Genomic DNA, 23,488 nt, shown 5'->3' on the forward strand with positions numbered 1-23,488 from the left:
AATTAAAATGAAATCATAGAACTCTATAATTAGAACATATAAGGAGAATATTATGAAAATAACAATAAAAGAAGCTATTAAAAAAATATCTTTGTTGGAATCACAATTAAAAGTATTGAATGATACAGAAGATAAAGAATGTTATGTAATATATTTAAAAGATGAAACACCAGAAAAATCAAATTATTCATATGAAAAATTTGAAAAGTTGAGAGAAAAATTAAATGGTGAAATTTTAAATTTAAAAATATCAATTCAAAAAGCAAACATTGTAACTAAAACAGAATATAAAAATTTAACAATTGCTGAATTGTTAGTTTTATTAGCACAAAAAACTTTAAATGTTAGAAGACAAGAAAGCTTTGCTAATAGAAAACAAAAAATTAGAAAAACGACAAATGATGGCCAAATAGAATATTTTGAATATCTTTATGATATAGAAAAAGTTAAAAAACAATCTATGTTAACACAAGAAGAAATCGTTTCTATTCAAGTAGCTATTGATAAAGCAAATTTAGAAACATATATAGAAATTAAATAATTTACCTTTCCATAATAAATTTTGTTTTTATTTTTTAGCATTGAAAATATTATATTCACTACAAGAAATATTAGTTATTGAGAGTGTTTTAATTGTTTTTAGTTAAAGATTATTTGTTTTTTTATTTATAGTTTTAGTTTTATAGTTATTGTTTATAAACAAAAATTATTTAAAAAACAAATTTTATTAAAAAACTGTAGTTGCCTAGTATTGGTTAGAAGCACTAATCCACAAGATTTTTTCTTGTGGGTTTTTAGTTATTTTAATAATTGATATTCTTCTAATTTAGGTTCTATAAATTCAGAATAAAAATCTTTTAATTTGCTTTTTAAAGTTCTAATAGAAGAATTTAATTCCGGATATAAATATTCCCTTATTTCCTTACCAAATCTATCCTTTGAATTTTTTGTTTTAACATTAAATTCTTTAATAATTTGTTTTAAACCATATTTTCAATGAGGATAAATGCTAGATAAACAAAATTTTCTAAAATTTTTATCTAAATCATTTCAAAGATTAATTAATTCGTTTTGTTTATTTTCGAATAAATTTTTATCTAATTTTTCTGTTGCGATACCACTATAACAAATTTCATTTAATATATCTTCGTTTGAATAGCATTGGTTTTGATCTGTTAAAAGAGTTCAAAGCAAACAATCATTCATAAATTTCTTATCGTTTCATGCTTGTTCTTGTAAATCAAAAGATTTCATTATTGTTAATGAATCTTTTGTGTAATCCTTTCCTCTTCAAGCATTTAAAGCATTTAAAACAGCAATTTGTAAAATATTTTCATTGGAAACATAAAATTTTTTATTTGATAGCCCTTTATTTATGTTTGTTAATATATTTCCTTCCGGAACAAACATATTACCTATGGAAAAAGCAGCATATGAATTTTCTTTTTTTATTGTATCAATCTTTAGATCGGCGACCCTCTTCTTAATTTGTTTTAATTTAATTTTATTTTTAGATGAATCATATTCTAATTCAATTTCATTTGTTTTTTTACTATCGTTTTTTCTTCATCTAATTATGGGTAATCCGCCAGTAGTAGCATTATATTTTTTTCTGTTTGAAAGATATCCTTCAATAAATTCAAAATTAATATCATTTCATTTTCAATATTTTATAGGTGATATTAAACAATATTCATCATTTTCTCGCATAAAATATTTTTTAGCACTCCAAATAAATTGAAAACTTAAATCTCTAATTGTTCCATTTTGATAGCTTTTTTCTTTTAGCAAGTTATTATATACAAAACTAGAAGTAATGGTATGGCCTTTTCCATGACTATTTGCTGTTTCATCTCTAAAAGGAGGATTTTCAAAAAAAACTATTTTGCCATTTGGGAAATTATTTCTTCATTCAGCTAAATATTCTATTAGTCATTTGTTAAATTCTTTTGATAATGCATTTCCATTTTCCATTGCATTTTCATTTATATAAACATCTATCAATTGAGCATTTGTATAAGGCGGTTTAATAAGTTTTACCTTATTGTGAAAATTATGTCCTAAATTTATTCATTCACAAAACTCATACGTATTTAAAATAAATTTTTTTAAAATATTATCAGGTAAATTTTTTTCTAATTGTCCTGTACCCGCGCATCTATCAATGATTAAAATTTCTTTATTTTTATTTTCTTGAATTATATGAAATAAATATTCTTGCATTTTTTTAGCATATTCATTTGGGGTAAAAAATGCTCCTCTATCTTTTCTATAATTTTTTCCACCAACATGATCTCATTTTTCTGAAATTATTTCTTTTAATTCATCTATAAAAATTGGTTCTACTTAATATAATATTTTTTCTTAATTGTTTAATTTTTCCAATGAATTTTTCAATTTTTCCAATATGTTTTTATCAGTGGTTGAATTTATTTTTGCAATACAATCATTTATATTTATTTTTTTTGCTAATTCTTTTATAAACTCTTCAGGTTTTCCATTTTCATTATTTTGAATTTCATAAAAATAATCATTTATTTTATTGATATTTTTAATATTTAATTTTGTTAACAAATATTTTTTATTTTCATTGTTAGGAGTTACTTTTTCTATTAAATCTTTAGGATTTGTTCATTCTAATGAATTACTATCATTATCCTTTAATATTACATATTTAGCACTAGATGGTTTTATTTCATCTCCATCTCCATCTCCATCTTCTTTTGTATAAATAAATTCTTTATATTTAGAAGCATCTATTAATCAATAATTTTTAGGACAAAATGTAGCTATACAAATTCATCTTGGAATTTGTATTAATCCATCATTATTAAATTTTCTTAGGTAAGCCAAAGCTTCTCCAAATGCTTTTGGTAAGGTTTGATTTTCATCAAAACGTTTTTTAAATTCAAATAAAACATCTTCATTTATTCCATCGGTTCCGTGAATTATTTTTTCTTCATAATATGGTTTATCTAAAATTGTATGTGTTTTGTCTTCATACACACCTTTTAGATAATAGCTTCAAAAAGCTTTTTGGCAAACAGTTTCAGGATATTCGTTTCAATTAAAAATAATTTTATCATTTAGATCAAGTGAATTCTCTCTCTCTCTCTCTCTCTCTCTCTTATCTATATCATTCATAAATAACCTCTCATTTAATAAATAAACATTAAATACCAAATTATATTTTCTTTTCTAAAATTACCAATACTTCAATATGTGAAGTTTGTGGAAACATATCAAAAGGAGTTAAATTTATTATTTTGAATGTTTTTTCTAATATTTTTAAATCTCTAATTAAAGTATGATAGTTACAACTAACATAAGCTATTTTTTCTATATTAGACTTATTTATCATTTCTAGTGTTTCTTTAGAAACTCCTGATCTTGGTGGATCTAACACTAAAACATTATATTTATCAAAAATATTATTTGATAATTTATCAGCATTTAAACAATAAAATTCAATGTTTTTAATTTTATTTAATTCCATATTTTTTTTAGCGTTTTCTATTGCCTTTTCAATTATTTCAATACCCCTAACTTTTTCAACATATTTTGTAAGAAAAAGTCCTATTGATCCCACCCCACAAAAAAGATCTATTACCTTATCTTTTTTGTTAAGTTTTAATTCTTCATATATTTTTTTATACAAGATATTTGTTTGTCAAAAATTAACTTGGAAAAAAGATTCGGGACTAACAATATATTTAATTTCATTGATTTTTTGGATTAAATTTTCTTTTTTATATAAATTTATAGTATTAAAAATTTTTTCTTTTTTAACTATAAATAAGGAAATTTCAACAATATTATTAAATTTATTTTTTAGGTAATTTATAAAATTATTATCTATTTCTATTTTGTTTTCTGAATAAAAAGATAATTGTAATGAATCATTAAAATTACTTATTCTAATAGACAATTTAGTAATTTTTTTTAAACTATTTAAATCAAAATTATTTATATTATTTTGAATATCTATTATTAAATTTGATATTTTTTCATCAACTAAATCATATGAATTTTGAGTTACTAAATTGTGAGAATTTTTTTCATATAAACCAATATATATTTTTTCATTTTTATATTCAAAAAATACGGTAATTTTATTTCTATAATTTCATATTTTAGGAGAAGGTAAAATTTGAAAAATTTTTGTATTTGGAAGATTTCATTTTGTAAATTTTTGTATTATTTCATTTTTTCATTTTAATTGTTCTTCATATGCTAAATTAGATAAAGGAGCAGAACCTGAAATTAATAAATCAGAATTTTTAGGTTTAATTCTTAATGGACTTTTATGAATTATATTTTGAACTTTACCATATATTACTTTTGTGGTTTTTTTAATTATTTTAATATTAGCAATTTCATTAGGAAGAAAGTTATCTATAAGATAAAGAAAATCATTTTTTCTAAAAGTCCCATAACCTTCATAGCTTAATTCTTCACATTTAACATTTTTTATTATTTCAAATTTTTCCATAGTATATTACCAATCAAAATTATTTTCATATATTCTTCTAAGAGATTCCATTTTATCTAATGTATTTATTTCGGTCCCATTAGCAATGATTTTACCTTTATAAATAAAAACAGTATATGGAACTCTTAATAAATATTTTTTAGCTCCCATTGAATTTAAAATGCTTAACATTAAATGATAAATTTTTTGTTGATTAGAATTTGTTTCTAAATCAAAATAAACAAATTTATCATTTGTATATTTTTTTTGATATTGTGGAGCTATTTCTTTTTTAAATCTATTACAATCGGGGCATCATTTTTTAATGAAAGAAACAACCATACATTTTGAATTACTTTCTTCTATTATTTTATTAATTTGATTTTTAGCTTCATTTCATTTTTCTTTTTCATTTAAATCTTTTCAAAAATTCATTTGTATAAATAATTTATATATACCAGAACCAGGGTTATTTTTAAAATCGTCATCATTGTCAAATGAGCCACGAAATTCATTGTATTTATTTTCCTTTATTATGTTTTCTATAAAAGAAGTTGCAGTAGGTAATAAAAAAATATTTTTTGTTAGTTCTATAGCATTAAGATATTTTTCTATTAATGAATTATTTGATAAAAAATCATTTGAACCAGAATTTTTTAATTGTTTAAAAATTTTTATTAATTTAAATTCATTATTTTCTTTTTCTATCATTTCTATAAAAAAATTATATGAGTCTATTACATTTTGATATTTCCTTTTTAAATTTTCGTCATTTAAAATTTGGTTTTTAATATTTTGATATTCCTGTATTTGTTTTTTTAATTTATTTTTATTATCATTTAGACTTAATTCATTATTAATTTTATTTAATAATTGGTCTATATTTTTTTCAATGTTTTTATATTTATCATCAATGGTTTTTACTTTTATTTCTTTTTTATAAATTGGAGAATATATCATTGTTTTTTTGTTAAAAATTTGATAATTATAGAAAACATTATTTTCTGAAAAAGTAAAATATAGTTTTTTTATTAAAAAATGTTTTTCTAATTCTTTTGAAGAAAATTCAAAATCAAAATCAGAATCAACGTCCAATTGGTTTCAATAAAAATCTTGTGTGTTATTTGATTTAATAAATTGCAATTTTAGTTGGTTATTTATAGAATTAAATTCTTTCAAAAAATTATTTTTTTCTTTATTAAAATTACATTTAGAAGATAAATTATAAATTGTGAAAAAAGGAATTATTATTGCAAAAGAAAACAATGATATTTTTTTATTCATATTGTTAATTATAAATGTTATTAAATATAATTAAAATCAATATGCAAAATAACACAGAGAAAATAAAATTAATAATTGTAAAAAATGAAAATAGTAATATTTATTCTGAAAAAGATATTTCACTATGATTAAAAGAATATTTTTTCTATAAATATAATAAAAATAAAAATGTTGAATTTAACTATAAAAAAGGAAAATATGGAAAACCATATTTTGAAAATATAAAAGAAAAATTTAATATTTCACATTCTAAAGAAATTTCAATACTTGCTATTTCTAATGAAGAAATTGGTATAGATATTCAATATAAAAAAGAGATTTCTAACAATATAACTAATTTTTTATATTCAAAAAAAGAGCAAGATATAATTAAATCTCTTGAATTAGATAATTTAAAAATATGAACAATTAAAGAATCTTTTTCTAAATTATTAGGAACTGGAATTGATTGTTTTTTTAATAATTATGAAATTTTAAGTGAACATAAAATAAAGGATTTGAAAAGTAATAAAATTGGTTATTTTAAATTATGAGAATATAAAGAAAATTATTATGTTTCTGTTTGTTCTTTTAATGAAAATATTATAGATAAATTTGAAAGTGATTTTTTATCTTCTAAACAATTAGAATTAATTATCAAAAGAAAAAAGAAAAAACTTTTTGCTTTTGATTTAGATGGAACTTTATTAAATTATCAAAATAAAGTTCATCCTATTACACAAAAAGCTTTAAATAAATCAAATAAAATGGGAAATATAAATGTTATTTCAACAGGTAGGGGATTATTAAAAGTTATACCTTTATTAGAAGAAATTCCTAATATAGATTATTGTATTTGTTCAAATGGAACTTTAATATATGATGTTAAAAATAAAAAAACATATATTCAAGGAAAAATTAAATCAGAAGTCTTTGATTTCTTATATGATTTTGCTCAAAAAAATAATTTAATTCTAACTTTAGATACACCAATTTTTAATGGAACTTGATTACCAAATAATAATTTTCCTAAGTGAATGAATAAACAACAAATTATGGATATGAATATAAGAAAAATATGTTCATATGAAGAATTAAATAAGATTGCACATCAAAGCAACGATATAACACAAATAGCCTTAAGAAACCCTAAAAATATTGCTTTAGAAAATACAACTTTTATTAGAGAAAAATTAAAAGATTATGATGTTTTTTTAACTAATCAAATTTACACTGATGTAAATCCAAAAGGTATTTCTAAATATTTGGGTATCCAAAAGGTTATTGAAATGTTAGATTTGTATCCGTATTGTGTATATGCTTTTGGCGATTCTGGTAATGACATTGAAATGTTAAAAAATGCTTATAAATCTTTTGCTATGTCTAATGGAACTAACGAAATTAAAGAAATAGCTTCTAAAGTTATAGGTGATTGTAATTCAGCAGCAATTGGAGAAGAAATGTTAGAAATTCTAAATAAATAAGTCATATTAACTAATATGACTATATTAATATAATTTATAATTATAAAAATTAATAACTATTTGTAAGAATAATTTGCTAAACAGGAGAAAAAATGAAAACAATAATTGATGTTGCTATTGAAGTAATTAAAGAAAAATGTGCTAATTATGAATATATTGAATTTAAAGAAATTTTTGATATTGTTGAATCAGAATTAAAAGATCTTTGATTAGAAAAAGCAGAAAAACAAGGTATTGATTATAAAGATATTCTTGAATTAAAAATGGGAGAGTTATATAAAATAATGACTCTTGACTCTCGTTTTGTAAGAAATGAAGAAGGTCTTTGAACTAAAAAAAGAGGATTTGAATAAGAGGTTACAATGTCTGAATATAAATTAGTAAATGCTAAAGAAATGATAAAAAAAGCAGTTGAAGGAAAATATGCAATTCCACATATAAATATTAATAATTTAGAGTGAGCTAAAAACGTTTTATTAACTGCCCAAGAAGAAAAATCGCCAATTATAATTGCTACTTCTGAAGGTGCCATCAAATATATGGGTGGTATGAAAGTTGTAGTTAATTTAGTTAAATCTTTAGTAGAAGATTTAAAAATTGCAGTTCCTGTAGCTTTACATTTAGATCACGGAACATATGAAGGTGTTAAAAAAGCAATAGAATTAGGTTTTACTTCTGTAATGTTTGATGGTTCACATTTTCCATTTGAAGAAAATTATGCTAAAACCAAAGAACTTTTAGCTTTAGCTAAAAAGAAAAATATTTCTTTTGAAGCGGAAGTGGGAACTATTGGTGGTGAAGAAGATGGGGTAGTTGGATTGGGAGAATTCGCTAGTGCTGAAGAAGCATCTAAAATGTCTTCATTAGGTATTGATATTTTAGCAGCCGGGATTGGTAATATTCATGGTCCTTATCCTACTAATTGAAAATCATTAAATTTTGATAAATTAGTTGAAATCAAACAAGCAGCTAAAATTGGCATTGTTTTACATGGAGGTTCTGGGATTCCAACTGAACAAGTTAAAAAAGCTATTAGTTTAGGAGTAGCAAAAGTTAATGTTAATACAGAATTACAAATTGCTTTTGCTCAAGCAACTTGAAAATTTGTTGAATCTGGAAAAGCAAAAGAAGGCAAAAATTATGATCCAAGAAAACTTTTGGCCCCTGGTTGTGTTGCAATGTGTGATATTACTAGAGAAAAAATAAGAGATTTTGGTTCAAATAACAAGGCATAAAAAATAATTCCTTCTTTGAAGGAATTTATTTAATTTTTGTAATAAAGGAAATTTATGAACAAAAAAAGATTAATAAGTGGAATTAAACCGACAGGAAATATAACATTAGGAAATTATATTGGTGCTATTTTGAATTTTAAAAAATACCAAGATGATTATGAATGTTTATATTTTGTAGCCGATTTGCATTCATTAACAACAAATGAAATTGCTCCTGATGAATTAAAAAGAACACGTAAAGAAATTATTGCTTGATATTTAGCAGCAGGTATAGATCCTAAAAAAACAACTATTTTTTATCAATCAGATATTTTAGAATTAGGTTTAGCACAATGAATAATTTCTAATGAAACCACTTTGGGTGAGTTAAATAGAATGACTCAATTTAAAGATAAAACACAAAAAATGGTTAAAATGGAAAATGGTACAGAAAAAATTCCTACTGGTTTGTTATTTTATCCTACTTTAATGGCTACTGATATCCTACTTTATGATGCACATTTAGTTCCTGTGGGTGAAGATCAAATACAACATTTAGAACTTGCAAGAACCATTGGGAATAGGATAAACAAAAAATATAAAATGAATTTTATTATTCCAAAAGGTATTGTTCCTGAAGTTGGGGCAAGAATTAAATCATTATCCAATCCTTTAGAAAAAATGTCAAAAAGCGATAAAAGTGCCAAAGGAACAATTTATTTAAATGATGATCCAAATTTTGCTTATGACAAAATAATGAAAGCTATTACAGATAGTGAAAATAAAGTTTATGCTTCTGAAAATAAACCTGGTGTAACCAATTTATTAAATATTTATGCTTCTTTAAAATCTTTAACATTAAAACAAGCAGAAGAATATTTTGAAGATAAAAATTATGCTGAATTCAAAAAAGAAATTGCTGAATTAGTTAAAAATTTACTCATCAATTTACAAACAAACTTTAAAAAATATTTACCTATGGTAGATGAAATTGCAGAAGAAAATGCTAAAAAAGCAAGAGAAATAGTTAAACCAATTTTTAATAAGCTTTTAAAATTAAGAGGATTTGAGAAATAATCTAGAGGTGAAAAATGAAAATATTAGCTAACAAAAAATTAAATCATACTACAAGTCATTTATTAGCGGTAGCTGTAGAAAGATTATACCCAGGTGTTAAAATGGGGTTTGGTCCTGCTACTGATGAAGGATTTTATTATGATTTTGAATTCCCAGAATATTTTAGTGTAGAAGAATTACCGAAAATAGAAAGAACAATGAAACAATTAGCATCTAGAAATTTAGTAATGATTCAAGTAGATGCTAAAGCATATAATTTTGACAAAAAACCCTATAAAAAAGAGTTATATGATGAATTTGTTTTGCAAGGAAAAGAAGTAACTTTTTATGGATTGCAAGATCCCCAAAATAAAGAAATGATTTTTGTTGACTTATGTGCTGGTAATCATATTGAATCAACAAAAGTTATTAAAAACTTTAAATTACTTTCTATAGCTGGTGCTTATTGAAGAGGAGATAGCAATAATAAACAATTAACTAGAATTTATGGAACTTCATGAGAAACCAAAGAAGAACTAGATAAATATTTAGAAGTACTTAAGGAAAGAAAAGAAAGAGATCATCGTAAAATAGGAAAAGAATTAGGATATTTTGCTTTTAGTCCATTAGTTGGACAAGGTTTTCCTATTTGATTAGAAGATGGAATGTATGTTCATAATTCTATAAGAAATCTAGTTTTGCAATTGGATAAAAAATATGGTTTTACTGAAGTGTTAACTCCTCATTTTGGAGCAGAAGAGTTATATAAAACTTCTGGTCATTTAGCTCACTATAAGGATGATATGTTTCCGGCAATGAAACTTGAAAATGAAAGATTGATTCCAAGACCAATGACTTGTCCTCATCATATTGTTTGTTATAAATTAAATAAACATTCTTACCGTGATTTACCAATTAGATATTCTGAACAATCACAATTGTATCGTTATGAAAAATCAGGCGCTTTAACAGGACTTGAAAGAGTAAGAGGTATGCTTTTAACTGAAGGACATTTATTTGTTAGACCAGATCAAATTAAAGATGAAATTAAAAGAATGTATTCTCAAATTAAAGAAATTTTAGAAATTTTTAAAATAGATATTTCTTATATTTCGTTATCTTTAAGAGATAAAGAAGACAAGGAAAAATATTTCAGTAATGATAAAATGTGGAATGAAGCTGAAGATATGTTGAGAGAAGCACTAGATGATTTAAAAATTAAATATACTTCTGTTATAGGTGAAGCTGCTTTTTATGGTCCAAAAATTGATATCCAAATAGATACTGCTTTAGGTCACGAAATTACCGTTTCTACTATTCAATTAGATTTCTTACAACCAGAAAAATTTGGATTAGATTACATAGATTCCAATAATGAAGAAGTAAGACCAGTAATGATTCATAGAGGTTTAATAGGAACATACGAAAGGTTTGTAGCTATTTTATTAGAACAAACAAAAGGCGTTTTACCATTTTGAATTTCTCCTAAACAAATAACTATTATTCCCGTTAATTTAGAAGAGAACCTAAAATATTGCTTAAAAGTACAAGAAAAATTATTTGCAGCAGGTTTTAGGGTCAAAATAGATGATCGTGATGAAAGATTAAACAAAAAAATTAGAGAAGCACAAATTTCAAAATCTAAATTCAATCTCATTTTAGGTGCTAATGAAACCAAAGATAAAGTTATTTCTTATCGAAAATATGGTGAAGAAAAAACTTATACATTAAAATTATCAGAATTTATTAAAGAATTAAAAACAATGGTTAAGAATTATGAATAAAAAAAAAGAAAATAAAAAAATAGTTAGTTTAAGACCTTTTATATTAACCATTTTTTTATCTTTATTTGTGATTTTGCCTAATATTATTTGATGGTTATTTGCTACTCCAGATGCAAAAAATCAATTAATTAAAACCACTTGAATGATTTATACAATTCCAATTATTTGAATGATTTTTATTTATGGATTATCTAGTCTTTTTGTTTATTTTAAAGTTTTGAGTATTAAAAGTTTAAATTGAATTATTCCATTAGAGTTAGTTTTATTAACTTTAATTATTTCATTTAAAATAAATAGTTTATATTTGCGTATTGGAATTATTATTATAGTAGTATTATTAACAGCAACAATTTCTAATTTTATGATTAATGGTTTATTAGATTATTTTGAAAAGAAAGTTGAAAAACAAAACAATCAAAAAGTTTTATAAATAATCACTTTATTGTGGTTATTTTGTTTTATTAATTTAATTTATTAAGGATTTATATTATGCAAAAAAATGAAAAAATAAATATTCAAGCAGCAGCAGAAATTTTAAAAGTTTCTATTGCTACTATTAAGAATTGAGTTAAAAATGGCAGTTTACAAAAAACTACTAATAATGATTTTTTATTAGTTGACGTTTTAGATTTAAAGGAAAAAATTGAATTAGGAAAAATAGAACGATTAAACTCTAGAAGAAATAAATTAGCAATCAAAGGAATAAGATTAAATAAAAAATATTTGCTCAATAATGATTTATATAATATAGCTTATAAAATTGTTAATTCAATTAATTTTTCTTTAACTAGTGAAGAAATAAAAATTATATTATGCGAATATTCGTTAAAAATTATTGTTTTTTTAAATAAATTTGATTTAAAAGAAGAAATTTATTTGAAAAATATAAAAAAACTTAAAAATTATTTTAATAATTTAACTAGTTTTAAAGTAGCTATGTCTTTTTTGGAAGACATTAATAATTTTGAAGAAAAAATAGAAAAAATAAAAAATATTTTAATATTTGAATTACCTAAAATTAATTATTTAGATGATTTTATAGGTTTATTGTATATGGGGCTTAAATCTTTAAAAGAAAGAAAAACTTTTGGAGTTTATTATACTCCCACTAAAATTGTTAATACAATGTTAGAAAAAATACAATCCAAAATGTATAATAATCCAACTATTATTGATATTTGTTGTGGTTCAGGAAATTTTTTATTATCGGCTTTAAAAATAGGGTTTAAATATAAAAATATTTATGGAATAGATATAGATGAAATATCTATAAAAATAGCAAGGTTAAATATCGCTTTAAATTTTAAAAACACTGATTATAATGTTTTATTAAAAAATTTAATTTCTTCTAATAGTTTAGAATATAACAAAAAACAATTTGATTTTTGTATTGGGAATCCTCCATGAGGCTCTATTTTGGATAAAAATGAAAATTTAAATTTAGAAACATTAAACCAAAAAAACGTTGATTCATTTGACTTATTTTTAGAGAAAGGCATAGATGTTTTAAAAAATGAAGGAATTTTATATTATGTAGTTCCTGAGGCATTAATTAATGTAGTTTCGCATAAATATATAAGACAAATTTTAGAAAAAAAATCTAAATTATTAAATGTAATTTTTTGAGGAGAAATATTTGATGGAGTACAAACTCCTGCTATTTCTATAATGGTTCAAAAAGAAAAGTTCAAAACTAATAATGATTTTGAATTGAATGCTGAAATACAAATACAAGATAATAAATTTTTAATATCAAAGAAAAGAAAATCAAATAATTGAATAATAAAAATATCTGATGATGAATATTCTATTTTAGAAACGATAAACAATAGCAATAATTATTTTTATTTAAAAAATAATGCAATTTTTGCTATGGGATTAGTAACTGGAAATAATAAAAAATTTCTTTTTAGTAAACCATTTTCTACTACAAAAAGCATTATAAAAGGTTCGAATATTTTTAAATATAAAATCGCAAAAGAAAATTTATATTTAGACTTTAAACCCAATGAATTTCATCAAATCGCAAAAGAAAATTTATATTTAGCAAAAGAAAAACTAATTTATAGATTTATTTCTAACACATTGGTTTTTGCTTATGATGATAAACAAAGATTATCTCTAAATAGTGCAAATATTTTGATTCCTAATAACAAAGAATTTAATATCAAGTATATTTTAGCTATATTAAATTCTTCTTTTGCACATTTCTTTTTTAAAAAAACATTTAATTCTATAAAAGTATTACGAAATCATATTGAAAATATTCCTATTCCAATTGTTTCTAAAGACAAACAAAACAAAATAATTGGAATTGTTAATGATTTACTTGATGAAAAAAATAATAATAGGTTAGAAATTTATAATAAATTAGATGAAATTATTTTAGATTTATATAAATTAACGAAAGAAGAAAAAAATATTATAAAGAAAAATTTACCTAAGAATATATTTTTAGATTTTTAAAAAAATTCCTATTTTTAAAATTAATTAAAATTTTTTTGACTTTTTTGCAAAAAATAGACATATATAAGTGTAAGTATTTATTTGCTTGCAGAAAGTTACCTATTATAAATATGATTGAAAAAATAAAAATAACAAAATCTAAAATGTTAAAAGAAATATCTAGATTTAATAATTTAGAATATATTATGATTAATGATAAAGAACAAGAAAAAACTATTTTAATGGTTGAATGTGATTGAAATCAATTAAAAGTTGTTCCTGAAATACCAATAAATGGAGGAAATGATATGAATGATTTTAATAAATTTGATTGAAACCGTATGGAACAAATGATAAGAAGAATAGTTGAAGAAGTTGTTGATAAAAAATTAGAAGAAAAATTAGAAGAAAAGCTTGAGAAAAAACTTAATGAGAAGTTAAAACCAATATATGACCGTTTAGATGCTATTGAAAGAAGACTTGATATTATTGAGGAAGACATAAGAATGTTAAAATCTTTTCATGTAGAAGATATTAAAAGATATAAAGCAAATTTAAAGAATAACAATAATAAATAATATTAATCTATTATTATGAAACATAAAACCTAAAAGCTATTTTTGGGTTTTATTTTTTTTAATTAATTTTAAAAAATTCCTATTTTTAAAATTAATTAAAATTTTTTTGACTTTTTGACAAAAAATAGACATATATTAATGGAGAACAATTTATGAAATTTAAAAAGATTTTTACTTTTTCTATATTTTTATCAATTTATTTACCTATTTTTACTTTTTCTACTTTTTCTTGTAAATTTGTTAAAGCAACAAATAAAAATGAAGAAAAAATTATCATTAAAAAAGTAATTGATGGAGATACTGTTGTCGTTAAATTAAATAATAAAGATACTATTATTAGACTATATGGTGTAGATACTCCAGAGATAAATAAAGATAATGTTATTGATAAAAATATATCAAAATTAGAAGACCATTATGGTCTATTAGCTAAAAAATTTTTAGAAAAATTATTATATAAATATGGAACTTCAGCTATTTTTATAAAACAAAATGTTGATAAATATAAGAGGTTAGTAGGAATTTTGAAACTAAATAATATTGATATTGGGAAAGAACTTTTAAAAAATGGGTTTGCTAGAAAAGCATATATTTCTATTAACAAAAATAGTTATGATTATAAATTTTATGGAACTAAAAATGCTTTTCAAAAAAATTATTACAATGAATTAGAACAAGTGGAAAATTATGCAAAAAAGTATCAAAAAGGTTTTTGAAAAGAGCAAGATATTAAACAAATTTTTCATAAATGAAAATAAATTTTTTATTGCATTTAATAAATTAACTTTTTTGGCAAAACTTAAAAAAGTTAATTTTTCATATGTTTTTGATATAAATTTAAACTTTTTTATAAAATTATTTTTTTTATAAAAAAATAAATAATTATGCTATAAGCAAATACAAAAAATTATGTTTTTGGTAAAATTGTAATGCTTTATTAAATATTAATATTAATCTAATGAATTTATCTTAGGTTAATATTAATTATTTTTTTAGTTTTTTAAAGCAACTAAACATTATTTTACTATATTTTTAAAAAATGTAAATGAAGGGACTAAGGATGGCATACACAAATAAATATCCATACAAAATTCGTAAATACGGCCCTATAACAGAAAGAAGAGATTATTCTGTTACTAAAAAAACTTTAGAAGTTTCAGATTTTTTAGAAACCCCTAAAGCATCATTTAAATGATTCATTAAAGAAGGAATTGAAGAAGTTTTAAAAGAACATTTTCCTATTACTTCAACAAATAAGAAAGTTTCTTTACATTATAAACCACATTCATTTGTTCTTGAATATGATAAAAATGAATTTGATCAAATTAAAGAAGCCAAAAATAAAGGTATAAATTATGCAGCTAGATTAAAAGCTAATTTTTATACTGAAATTATTGAAAGCGGTGAACAAAAAGAAGACACTGTTTTATTAGGTGAAATTCCTTTAATAACATCAGGAGCAAGTTTCATTATTAACGGTAGTGAAAAAGTTATTGTTTCTCAATTGATTCGTTCTCCTGGTGCTTATTTTGGACGTAATGTTCGTAATAAACAATCAGATGACTTATTCAACAAAGTTGAAATTTTACCTCGTTTAGGTTCATGAGTAGAAATTTATCATAAGGTAACTACTCAAACTGCTGATGTAGTTAAGATCAAAATTGACAAAAATAAAAATGTTAATTTAATGACTTTTTTAGGAGCATTAGGTATTGATGCCGCTGATGCTAAAAAATTATTTGGTAATTCTGAAATTTTAAATGTAACTATTAAACGTGAAAAAAAATTAGAATTAAACAAAACCAAAGAAGAATTAATTAAAGCTTGTCAAGAAGATTTATTTAGAACCTTACGTCGTGGAGATCGTGTGACTGATGAAGCTGTTGCTAACTTAATTTCAGGAATGTTATTCCATAGAAAAAGATATGATTTATCAGCTACTGGTAGACATATGCTTAATCATAAATTAAATTTAGTAGACCGTATTTCAGGAACATATTTAGCAGAAGACTTGAAAAACAAAGATGAAATATTCTTTACTCAAGGTACTTATATTGATCATCCTACTGCCCTTAAAATTCAAGAATTATTTGATAATGGACAATTAAGTTCAGAAAATATTGATGGAATTAAAGCCGAAGTTGTTTATGCAAAACTTCTTGAAGATGAAGCTAATAACAAAGATCTAAAAAGACGTGTAAAAATTATTAAAATTAAAGTCTTTCCAAATAGAAAATGAATGGAATCAGATAAAGAACCAGTTTTAGTAATTGGTAATGATCCAAAATCAAAAGAACAACATTTATTGGTTTCAGATATTATTGCTACTATTGGATATTACTTTAATTTATTAGATGGAATTGGACAAGATGATGATCCAGATTCATTGGTTAATAAACGTATTGTTTCAGTTGGGGAATTATTACAAAACCAATTTGTTTTAGGAGTTAATAAATTAGAAAAAACCACCCGTGAAAGAATGGGAGCTAAAGAACCTGATAAGATTAGTCCTAAAAATGTTATTAACAATAAAATGATTTCTAACCAAATGAAAACTTTCTTTAATTCATCTAAATTATCACAATTTATGGATCAAATTAATCCACTAGCTGAAATTTCAAATGAAAGAAGAATCACTTCTCTAGGACCTGGTGGTTTAAATCGTGATACTGCTCAATTCGAAGTTCGGGACGTTCATGCTACTCACTATGGAAGAATTTGTCCTATTGAAACACCCGAAGGTCAAAATATTGGGTTAATTTTAAACTTTGCAACTTATACAAAAGTAAATAAATATGGTTTATTACAAACTCCATATTACAAAGTAAATAATGGTGTAGTTGACTATGAAAATGTTCAATATTTAACCGCCGCGCAAGAAATAGGGTTTAATATAGCTCAATTTACTACTAAAATAGATGAAAATAACAGAATTATTGATGATAAATTAACTGTTAGACATGATTACAACTATGTTGTAGCTTTATCAAAAGATGTAGATTATATTGAAGTTGCTTCTAAACAAATGACTTCTATAGCTGCAGGTGCTATTCCTTTCTTAGAAAATGATGATGCTAACCGTGCTTTAATGGGTGCTAATATGCAACGTCAAGCAGTGCCACTTATTCAAACTGAAGCTCCTTTTGTCGCTACTGGTATTGAAGCAGATATTGCTAAATATTCTTCTTCTAACTTAGTTGCAGAAACTGCTGGGGTTGTTGAATATGTAGATGGAAGCAAAATCAAAATTAGAAAAGATAATGATGTTGTTTCTACATACAAATTAAGAATTTTTCAACGTTCAAATCAAGGAACTGTTATTTCACAAAAACCTATTGTTAAAGTAGGACAAAGAGTTGAAAAAGGTGATTTATTAGTTGATGGACCTTCATTTAAAGATGGTGAATTAGCTTTAGGTAAAAATGTTTTAGTTGCTTTTACTACTTATCATGGTTATAACTATGAAGATGCAGTTATTTTGAATGAAAGATTAGTAAAAGATGATGTATTTACATCAATTCATATCGAAGAACAAATTATTCAATTTAGAACTTCAAGAGCTGGTGATGATAAATTAACCGCAGATATTCCAAATGTTTCTAAATATGCTATTAGAAATTTAGATGAACATGGAATAGTTAAAATTGGTTCAGAAGTTGTTCCAGGTGATGTTTTAGTTGGACGTACTTCTCCAAAAGGTGATGACAACCCTTCTCAAGAAGAAAAGTTACTTTCTGCAATCTTACAACAAAGACCAATGAATGTTAAAGATACTTCTTTAAAAGTTAAAAATGGTCATAATGGAACTGTTATTAACATTGAAATTTTGGATAGAAAAAATGGTGATGCTTTAGAAGATGATATTGACAAAATTGTGAAAGTCTTTATAGCTCAAAAAAGAAAGATTAAAGTTGGAGATAAAATGTCAGGAAGACATGGGAACAAAGGTGTTGTTTCTATAGTTTTACCTGAAGAAGATATGCCATATTTAGAAGATGGAACACCAGTTGATGTTATGCTTAATCCTCAAGGGGTTCCTTCACGTATGAACATAGGTCAAATTTTAGAATTACATTTAGGTATGGCTGCTAAAAAATTAAATTGTAAATATGTAACTCCTGTTTTTGATGGGGTTAAAAAAGAAGAAATTGCTGATGCTTTAGAAGAAGCAGGAATTAACCCTACCGGAAAACAATATTTAATCGATCCTATTACTGGTAGAAAAATTGATAAACCTGTATCAGTTGGGGTTATGTATATGCTTAAACTTAACCATATGGTTGACGATAAAATGCATGCTCGTTCAGTTGGACCTTATTCATTAATTACCCAACAACCATTAGGAGGGAAATCTCAAAATGGTGGACAAAGATTTGGAGAAATGGAAACTTGAGCACTTGAATCTTATGGGGCAACAAATGTTTTACAAGAAATCCTTACTTATAAATCCGATGATATTAATGGAAGAAACCAACTTTATGCTGCTTTAGCTTCTGGTAAAGAATTACCAAATCCTGGTATTCCTGAATCATTTAATGTTTTAAGTTATGAATTAAAAGGTTTAGGTATGAAATTATTAACTGAAGAAGTTGATGATAAAAATAATCTTGAAGATGAACAATATTTTGATAGCCCAAGAGATGGGGGAATAGATGAAGAATAATGATACAAACGCAAAAGCTATTAATAAAATTACTTTATTATTAGCAACTCAAAAAGATGTTCTCCAATGATCTTGTGGAGAAGTTACTAAACCTGAAACTATCAACTATAAAAGTTATAAACCTGAAAAAGATGGTTTATTTGATGAATTAATTTTTGGACCAACAACAGATTACAAATGTCCAGTTTGTGGTACCAAATATAAAAGAAGTGATGAAAATTCTAAATGTGTAAAAACCTATGCTTGTGCACAAAATAATGTAGTTATTTTACCTAAAATTTCTCGTCGTAGCAGAATGGGTCATATTCATTTAAAACATCCAGTTGTTCATTTTTGATTTTTTAAAATTGATCACTCAATTATTTCTAAATTATTAGGTTTAAGAGTAGCAAATAAAAATAAAGCTGTAACTAAAGCTGATTTAGAAAAACTTATTTACTACAAAAGTCATATTGTTTTGGAAGATGGTGGTCTTAAATCTCTTGATAAAAACTCAATTATTGATATTTCAGAAGCTGCTGTTATTTATCAAGATGCTTTAATTGAATTAAAAGAACGTTTTGCTCCTGAAAGTGAAGAATATGAATTAATTTCAGAAGCTTTAGAAGAATTGCAAGAATATGCTACTTCTAAAATGGGTAAAGATTATGGTATTGATTTCTATGAATATAATGATATTATTCATGAATTTTCAGATGCTAAAATTTCAACTGGTTCAGAAGCTATTGAATATTTATTAAAAAATATTGACTTAGAAAAAGAAGCTCAAGCAGTTCAAGATGAAATTAATCTTATTAATAAATCTGTTAAAAGTGAAGAAGATGATTTATCAACTTCTAAAACTCAAGAAAGAACAAAATTATATAAACGTTTAGCAGTTATAAACGCATTTATTAAGTCAGGACAAGCTCCTACTGATATGCTTATTTATGATTTACCAGTTATCCCTGCTGATTTACGTCCATTAGTGCAACTTGATGGTGGTAGACACTCAACTAGTGATATTAATGAACTTTATCGTCGTATTATTATTAGAAATAATCGTGCTGGTAAATGAGATGAAACTGATGCTCCTATGCTTATTAAACAAAATGAATTTCGTATGATTCAAGAAGCAGTGGATTCATTAATTGATAACGCTAGAAAAAAACCAAATCCTGTAACTTCTAAAGATTCTCGTTTATTGAAATCTATTTCAGACGCTTTAACAGGTAAAAAAGGTAGATTCCGTCAAAATTTATTGGGAAAACGTGTTGATTATTCAGGGCGTTCAGTTATTGTTGTAGGACCTAAACTTAAAATGTATCAAGTTGGTGTTCCTAGAGAAATGGCTGCAAAATTATTTGAACCATGAATTATTAAGGCTTTAATAGAAGATCAAAATAATAATATAAATTCAATTAAAGCAGGTAAAAAAGCTATTGAAAACTTAGATCCAATTATTTGACCTTATGTTGAAAGAGCTATCCAAACTAGACCTGTACTTTTAAATCGTGCTCCTACATTACACCGTTTATCAATTCAAGCTTTCGAACCTGTTTTAATTAGGGGAAAAGCCATTAAATTACACCCATTAGTATGTACTGCTTTTAATGCTGACTTTGATGGGGACCAAATGGCTATTCACGTTCCTATTAGTGATGAAGCAGTTAGAGAAGCAAGAGAATTAATGCTAGCTTCTAAAAACATTTTAGGACCTAAAGATGGTGATCCTATTATCAATCCTTCTCAAGATATGATTTTAGGTATTTACTATCTAACTATGGAAAAAGACTTAGCTCATGGGGCTAAAGGTGAAGGTAGATATTTTAGTTCATATGATGAAATGTTAAGAGCGTATGAAGAAAATATTATTACCTTACATACAAGAGTAGTTCTCCCTATTGAAGCAATTAATAAAGATGATTTAATTGCTACTTCTAAAAATCCAAACAAAGCAAAATATATTGTTTCAACTCCAGGTAAATTCATTTTAAACAATGTTTTCCCTAATACATTTGCCTTTATTTTTGGAAAATATGTTGATAGAAAAATTGATTATGAAAAAGATGGAGTAACAGTTAAAAAAATAACTGAAAAAGAAGTTATTCATACTTCTGATAGTTCTAAAGATTTAGAACACTATTTACTCCCTATGGGTGTAGATTTTCCTAAAGTTATTGCTAATATGCCTTTAAATTTAGCTTTAACCAAAAAAGACGTTGCTAAAATTATTCGTCAAGTTTATGACCACTATGTAGCAGTTATTACCAAAGAGGATATTGCTAAAATTATTTATAGTATGGATCATACTAACTATATGAATCAAGAAGAAGCTTGTTCAAAATTATTAGACTATGCCGGAAATAAAATTCAATATTCTCATAAAATTATTTTGAATAAATTCTTAACTGAAGAATATGAAAAAATTCTTGCTCGTTTAATGAAGGATGCAAATACCACTCAAAAAGATGTATCTTGATTTATTGAAGATTATGCAGAATTATTAGAAAATGTTTGATTCAGATATACACATATAGTTGCCGATATTCTTGACCAAATTAAAGATTTAGGTTATGAATTTTCAACTAGATCAGGAACTACTATTTCTATTCACGATATTAATATTGATTCTAGAGAAATTAAAGAAAAAATTGCTCAAGGTGATAAATATATTGATGAATTAAAAAGCTACTTTAATAAAGGTTGATTAACCGATGATGAAAGATATACTTTAACCATTAGTAAATGATCTTCTATTAAAGATGGTATTGAAAATCAATTAAAACAAATTACTAAATCTGATTTAGATAACCCATTATTTATGATGTTTACATCAGGTGCTCGTGGTAATTCATCTAACTTTGTTCAGTTAGCTGGTATGCGGGGACTTATGAATAACAACACTAAAACATTAAAAGCCGATGCTTCTAATGACCGTGTGGTTCGTTCAACTGTTGAAATTCCTGTTAAATCTTCTTTTCTTGATGGGCTCACTGCTTATGAATTCTATTCATCAACTCACGGGGCTCGTAAAGGGCTTACCGATACAGCTTTAAACACTGCTAAATCTGGTTATTTAACTCGTCGTTTAGTTGATGTGGCTCAAGGTATTGTTGTTAGAGAAGAAGATTGTGGAACTGATTTTGGAGTTGTAGTTAAAGATATAGTAGATATTCAAACTAATTCTGTAATTGAAGGATTAAGAGAAAGAATTGAAGGACGTTTTGCTAATAAAGACATTTTTGATAAAAATGGAAAAATTATTATTAAAGCTGATGAATTAATTACCCCAGCTATTGCTGATAAAATAGTTTCTCAAGGTATTAAAACTGTAGAAATTCGTTCTGTTTTATCTTGTCATACTAGAAATGGAGTATGTAAAAAATGTTATGGTAAAGATTTAGCAGCTAACCGTGTAGTTAATATTGGTGAAGCTGTTGGTATAGTTGCGGCCCAATCTATTGGTGAACCTGGTACTCAGCTTACTATGCGTACTTTCCATACTGGAGGGGTTGCTGGTGTTGAAGATATTACTGGTGGTTTTGGTCGGTTAATAGAATTAATTGATGCGTATGATGCTCCTTGAGGTAAACCAGCTATTATTTCTGATGTTTATGGAACTGTAACAAGTATTAATAATCAAACTTCTAAAGTAAATTCTTTAATTGAATTTACTTTAGTAAATGTTGAATATTTAAATGAACAAAATGAAAAGCAAACCAAAACTTTTGCCTTTAAATCTGATCGTCGTCCAAGAGTAAAAGTTGGCGATAAAGTTATTCCAGGTCAAAAAATTGTTAATGGGCCTATTATCCTTAATGAATTATTAAAAGTTGCCGATTCAAGAGCTGTTCAAAATTATTTATTAAAAGAAATTCAAAGATTATATCGTTTACAAGGTATCACTATTTCTGATAAATATATTGAAATTATTATTCGTCAATTATTATCTAAAATTTTAATTACCGATCCAGGAGATTCTAAATTCTTCTCAGGTTCATTAGTAGACATTTTAACCTATCAAAATGAATCTGCTAAATTATTAGCACAAGGAAAACGTCCACCATATGGAGAAGTAAAAATTAAAGGTGCTAAACAAATTCCTTTATTGTCAAGTTCATTTTTAGCTGCTGCTTCTTATCAAGAAACACCAAAAATTTTAGTTAACTCATCAATTTCCGGTAGAACTGATTACTTAGAAGGACTTAAAGAAAATATTATTTTAGGACATAAAATTCCTGCTGGAACAAATACTGAATTTGAACTAAAAGGAAAATATGATATTCGTGATCCAAAAAGTTATTTCTTTGGCAAAACTTCAAGAAAAATTACCGTTGATGATGAACCTAATATTCCTCCTTCATTAGATGACGCCCAAATAGAAATGTTTGCTGGTGGAATTATGGATGAAATTGGTGATTTTATGGCTGAACCAAATTATGATGATTCAGAAGAAGATGACAACTATAATGACATTGATGAATAAGCAAATTAATTACAATTATTTGAAAATAAGGTCTTATTGGCCTTATTTTTTGATTATTTGCC

16 protein-coding genes are annotated in these 23,488 nt (G+C 24.4%); 12 read left to right on the plus strand and 4 right to left on the minus strand.

What is annotated here, in order from left to right:
* The first annotated feature begins 52 nt into the window (after positions 1-52).
* Positions 53-541 (plus strand): hypothetical protein, encoded by a 489-nt coding sequence (locus ACJA27_RS00135; RefSeq protein ID WP_406617980.1) that lies wholly within the window; start codon positions 53-55, stop codon positions 539-541.
* A 257-nt stretch (positions 542-798) separates the two neighbouring features.
* Here the strand turns inward: ACJA27_RS00135 and ACJA27_RS00140 are convergent, their stop codons facing one another.
* The 4 genes from ACJA27_RS00140 to ACJA27_RS00155 form a co-directional block, all read right to left on the minus strand.
* Complete coding sequence (locus tag ACJA27_RS00140; RefSeq protein WP_406617981.1) at positions 799-2,223, minus strand: hypothetical protein; 1,425 nt, start codon at positions 2,221-2,223, stop codon at positions 799-801.
* 141 nt (positions 2,224-2,364) lie between these two features.
* Positions 2,365-3,144, minus strand: a complete 780-nt coding sequence (locus ACJA27_RS00145) for a hypothetical protein (RefSeq protein ID WP_406617982.1) — start codon at positions 3,142-3,144, stop codon at positions 2,365-2,367.
* A 40-nt stretch (positions 3,145-3,184) separates the two neighbouring features.
* Positions 3,185-4,492, minus strand: coding sequence for a 23S rRNA (uracil(1939)-C(5))-methyltransferase RlmD (gene rlmD, locus ACJA27_RS00150; RefSeq protein ID WP_406617983.1), 1,308 nt, complete (start codon positions 4,490-4,492; stop codon positions 3,185-3,187).
* Between the two features lie 6 nt (positions 4,493-4,498).
* Positions 4,499-5,755 carry a hypothetical protein gene (locus ACJA27_RS00155; RefSeq protein WP_406617984.1) on the minus strand — a complete coding sequence of 419 codons (1,257 nt, stop codon included), beginning with the start codon at positions 5,753-5,755 and terminating at the stop codon, positions 4,499-4,501.
* Positions 5,756-5,796: 41 nt separating this feature from the next.
* Between ACJA27_RS00155 and ACJA27_RS00160 the strand changes: the two genes are divergently transcribed.
* The 11 genes from ACJA27_RS00160 to ACJA27_RS00210 all read left to right on the plus strand — a co-directional run bounded on the left by ACJA27_RS00160 (position 5,797) and on the right by ACJA27_RS00210 (position 23,426).
* A complete protein-coding gene (locus tag ACJA27_RS00160; RefSeq protein WP_406617985.1) occupies positions 5,797-7,218 on the plus strand; it encodes an HAD-IIB family hydrolase in 1,422 nt (473 codons plus the stop codon).
* 92 nt (positions 7,219-7,310) lie between these two features.
* Positions 7,311-7,571 carry a DNA-directed RNA polymerase subunit delta gene (gene rpoE / locus ACJA27_RS00165; RefSeq protein ID WP_406617986.1) on the plus strand — a complete coding sequence of 87 codons (261 nt, stop codon included), beginning with the start codon at positions 7,311-7,313 and terminating at the stop codon, positions 7,569-7,571.
* Positions 7,572-7,580: 9 nt separating this feature from the next.
* Entirely contained in the window at positions 7,581-8,453 is an 873-nt protein-coding gene (gene fba / locus ACJA27_RS00170; RefSeq protein ID WP_406617987.1) for a class II fructose-1,6-bisphosphate aldolase, read from the plus strand.
* 54 nt (positions 8,454-8,507) lie between these two features.
* Positions 8,508-9,509 (plus strand): tryptophan--tRNA ligase, encoded by a 1,002-nt coding sequence (trpS, locus tag ACJA27_RS00175; protein WP_406617988.1) that lies wholly within the window; start codon positions 8,508-8,510, stop codon positions 9,507-9,509.
* A gap of 14 nt (positions 9,510-9,523) precedes the next feature.
* Positions 9,524-11,272, plus strand: coding sequence for a threonine--tRNA ligase (thrS, locus tag ACJA27_RS00180; RefSeq protein ID WP_406617989.1), 1,749 nt, complete (start codon positions 9,524-9,526; stop codon positions 11,270-11,272).
* Positions 11,265-11,702: an MAG3450 family membrane protein gene (locus tag ACJA27_RS00185; protein WP_406617990.1), complete on the plus strand. Its 438-nt coding sequence runs from the start codon at positions 11,265-11,267 to the stop codon at positions 11,700-11,702. The genes thrS and ACJA27_RS00185 overlap by 8 nt, the downstream gene beginning before the upstream one ends.
* Before the next feature lie 59 nt (positions 11,703-11,761).
* Positions 11,762-13,738, plus strand: coding sequence for a TaqI-like C-terminal specificity domain-containing protein (locus tag ACJA27_RS00190; protein WP_406617991.1), 1,977 nt, complete (start codon positions 11,762-11,764; stop codon positions 13,736-13,738).
* A gap of 110 nt (positions 13,739-13,848) precedes the next feature.
* A complete protein-coding gene (locus ACJA27_RS00195) occupies positions 13,849-14,295 on the plus strand; it encodes a hypothetical protein (protein WP_406617992.1) in 447 nt (148 codons plus the stop codon).
* Positions 14,296-14,447: 152 nt separating this feature from the next.
* The gene (locus tag ACJA27_RS00200; protein ID WP_406617993.1) at positions 14,448-15,053 is read left to right on the plus strand and encodes a thermonuclease family protein; all 606 of its coding nucleotides are present in this window, start codon (positions 14,448-14,450) and stop codon (positions 15,051-15,053) included.
* A 302-nt stretch (positions 15,054-15,355) separates the two neighbouring features.
* The gene (locus ACJA27_RS00205; RefSeq protein ID WP_406617994.1) at positions 15,356-18,958 is read left to right on the plus strand and encodes a DNA-directed RNA polymerase subunit beta; all 3,603 of its coding nucleotides are present in this window, start codon (positions 15,356-15,358) and stop codon (positions 18,956-18,958) included.
* A complete protein-coding gene (locus ACJA27_RS00210; protein ID WP_406617995.1) occupies positions 18,948-23,426 on the plus strand; it encodes a DNA-directed RNA polymerase subunit beta' in 4,479 nt (1,492 codons plus the stop codon). Before ACJA27_RS00205 ends, ACJA27_RS00210 begins: the two co-directional genes overlap by 11 nt.
* Positions 23,427-23,488 lie beyond the last annotated feature (62 nt).

The organism is Mycoplasmopsis lipophila (assembly GCF_045276895.1).
GTDB lineage: Bacteria > Bacillota_I > Bacilli_A > Mycoplasmatales > Metamycoplasmataceae > Mycoplasmopsis > Mycoplasmopsis lipophila.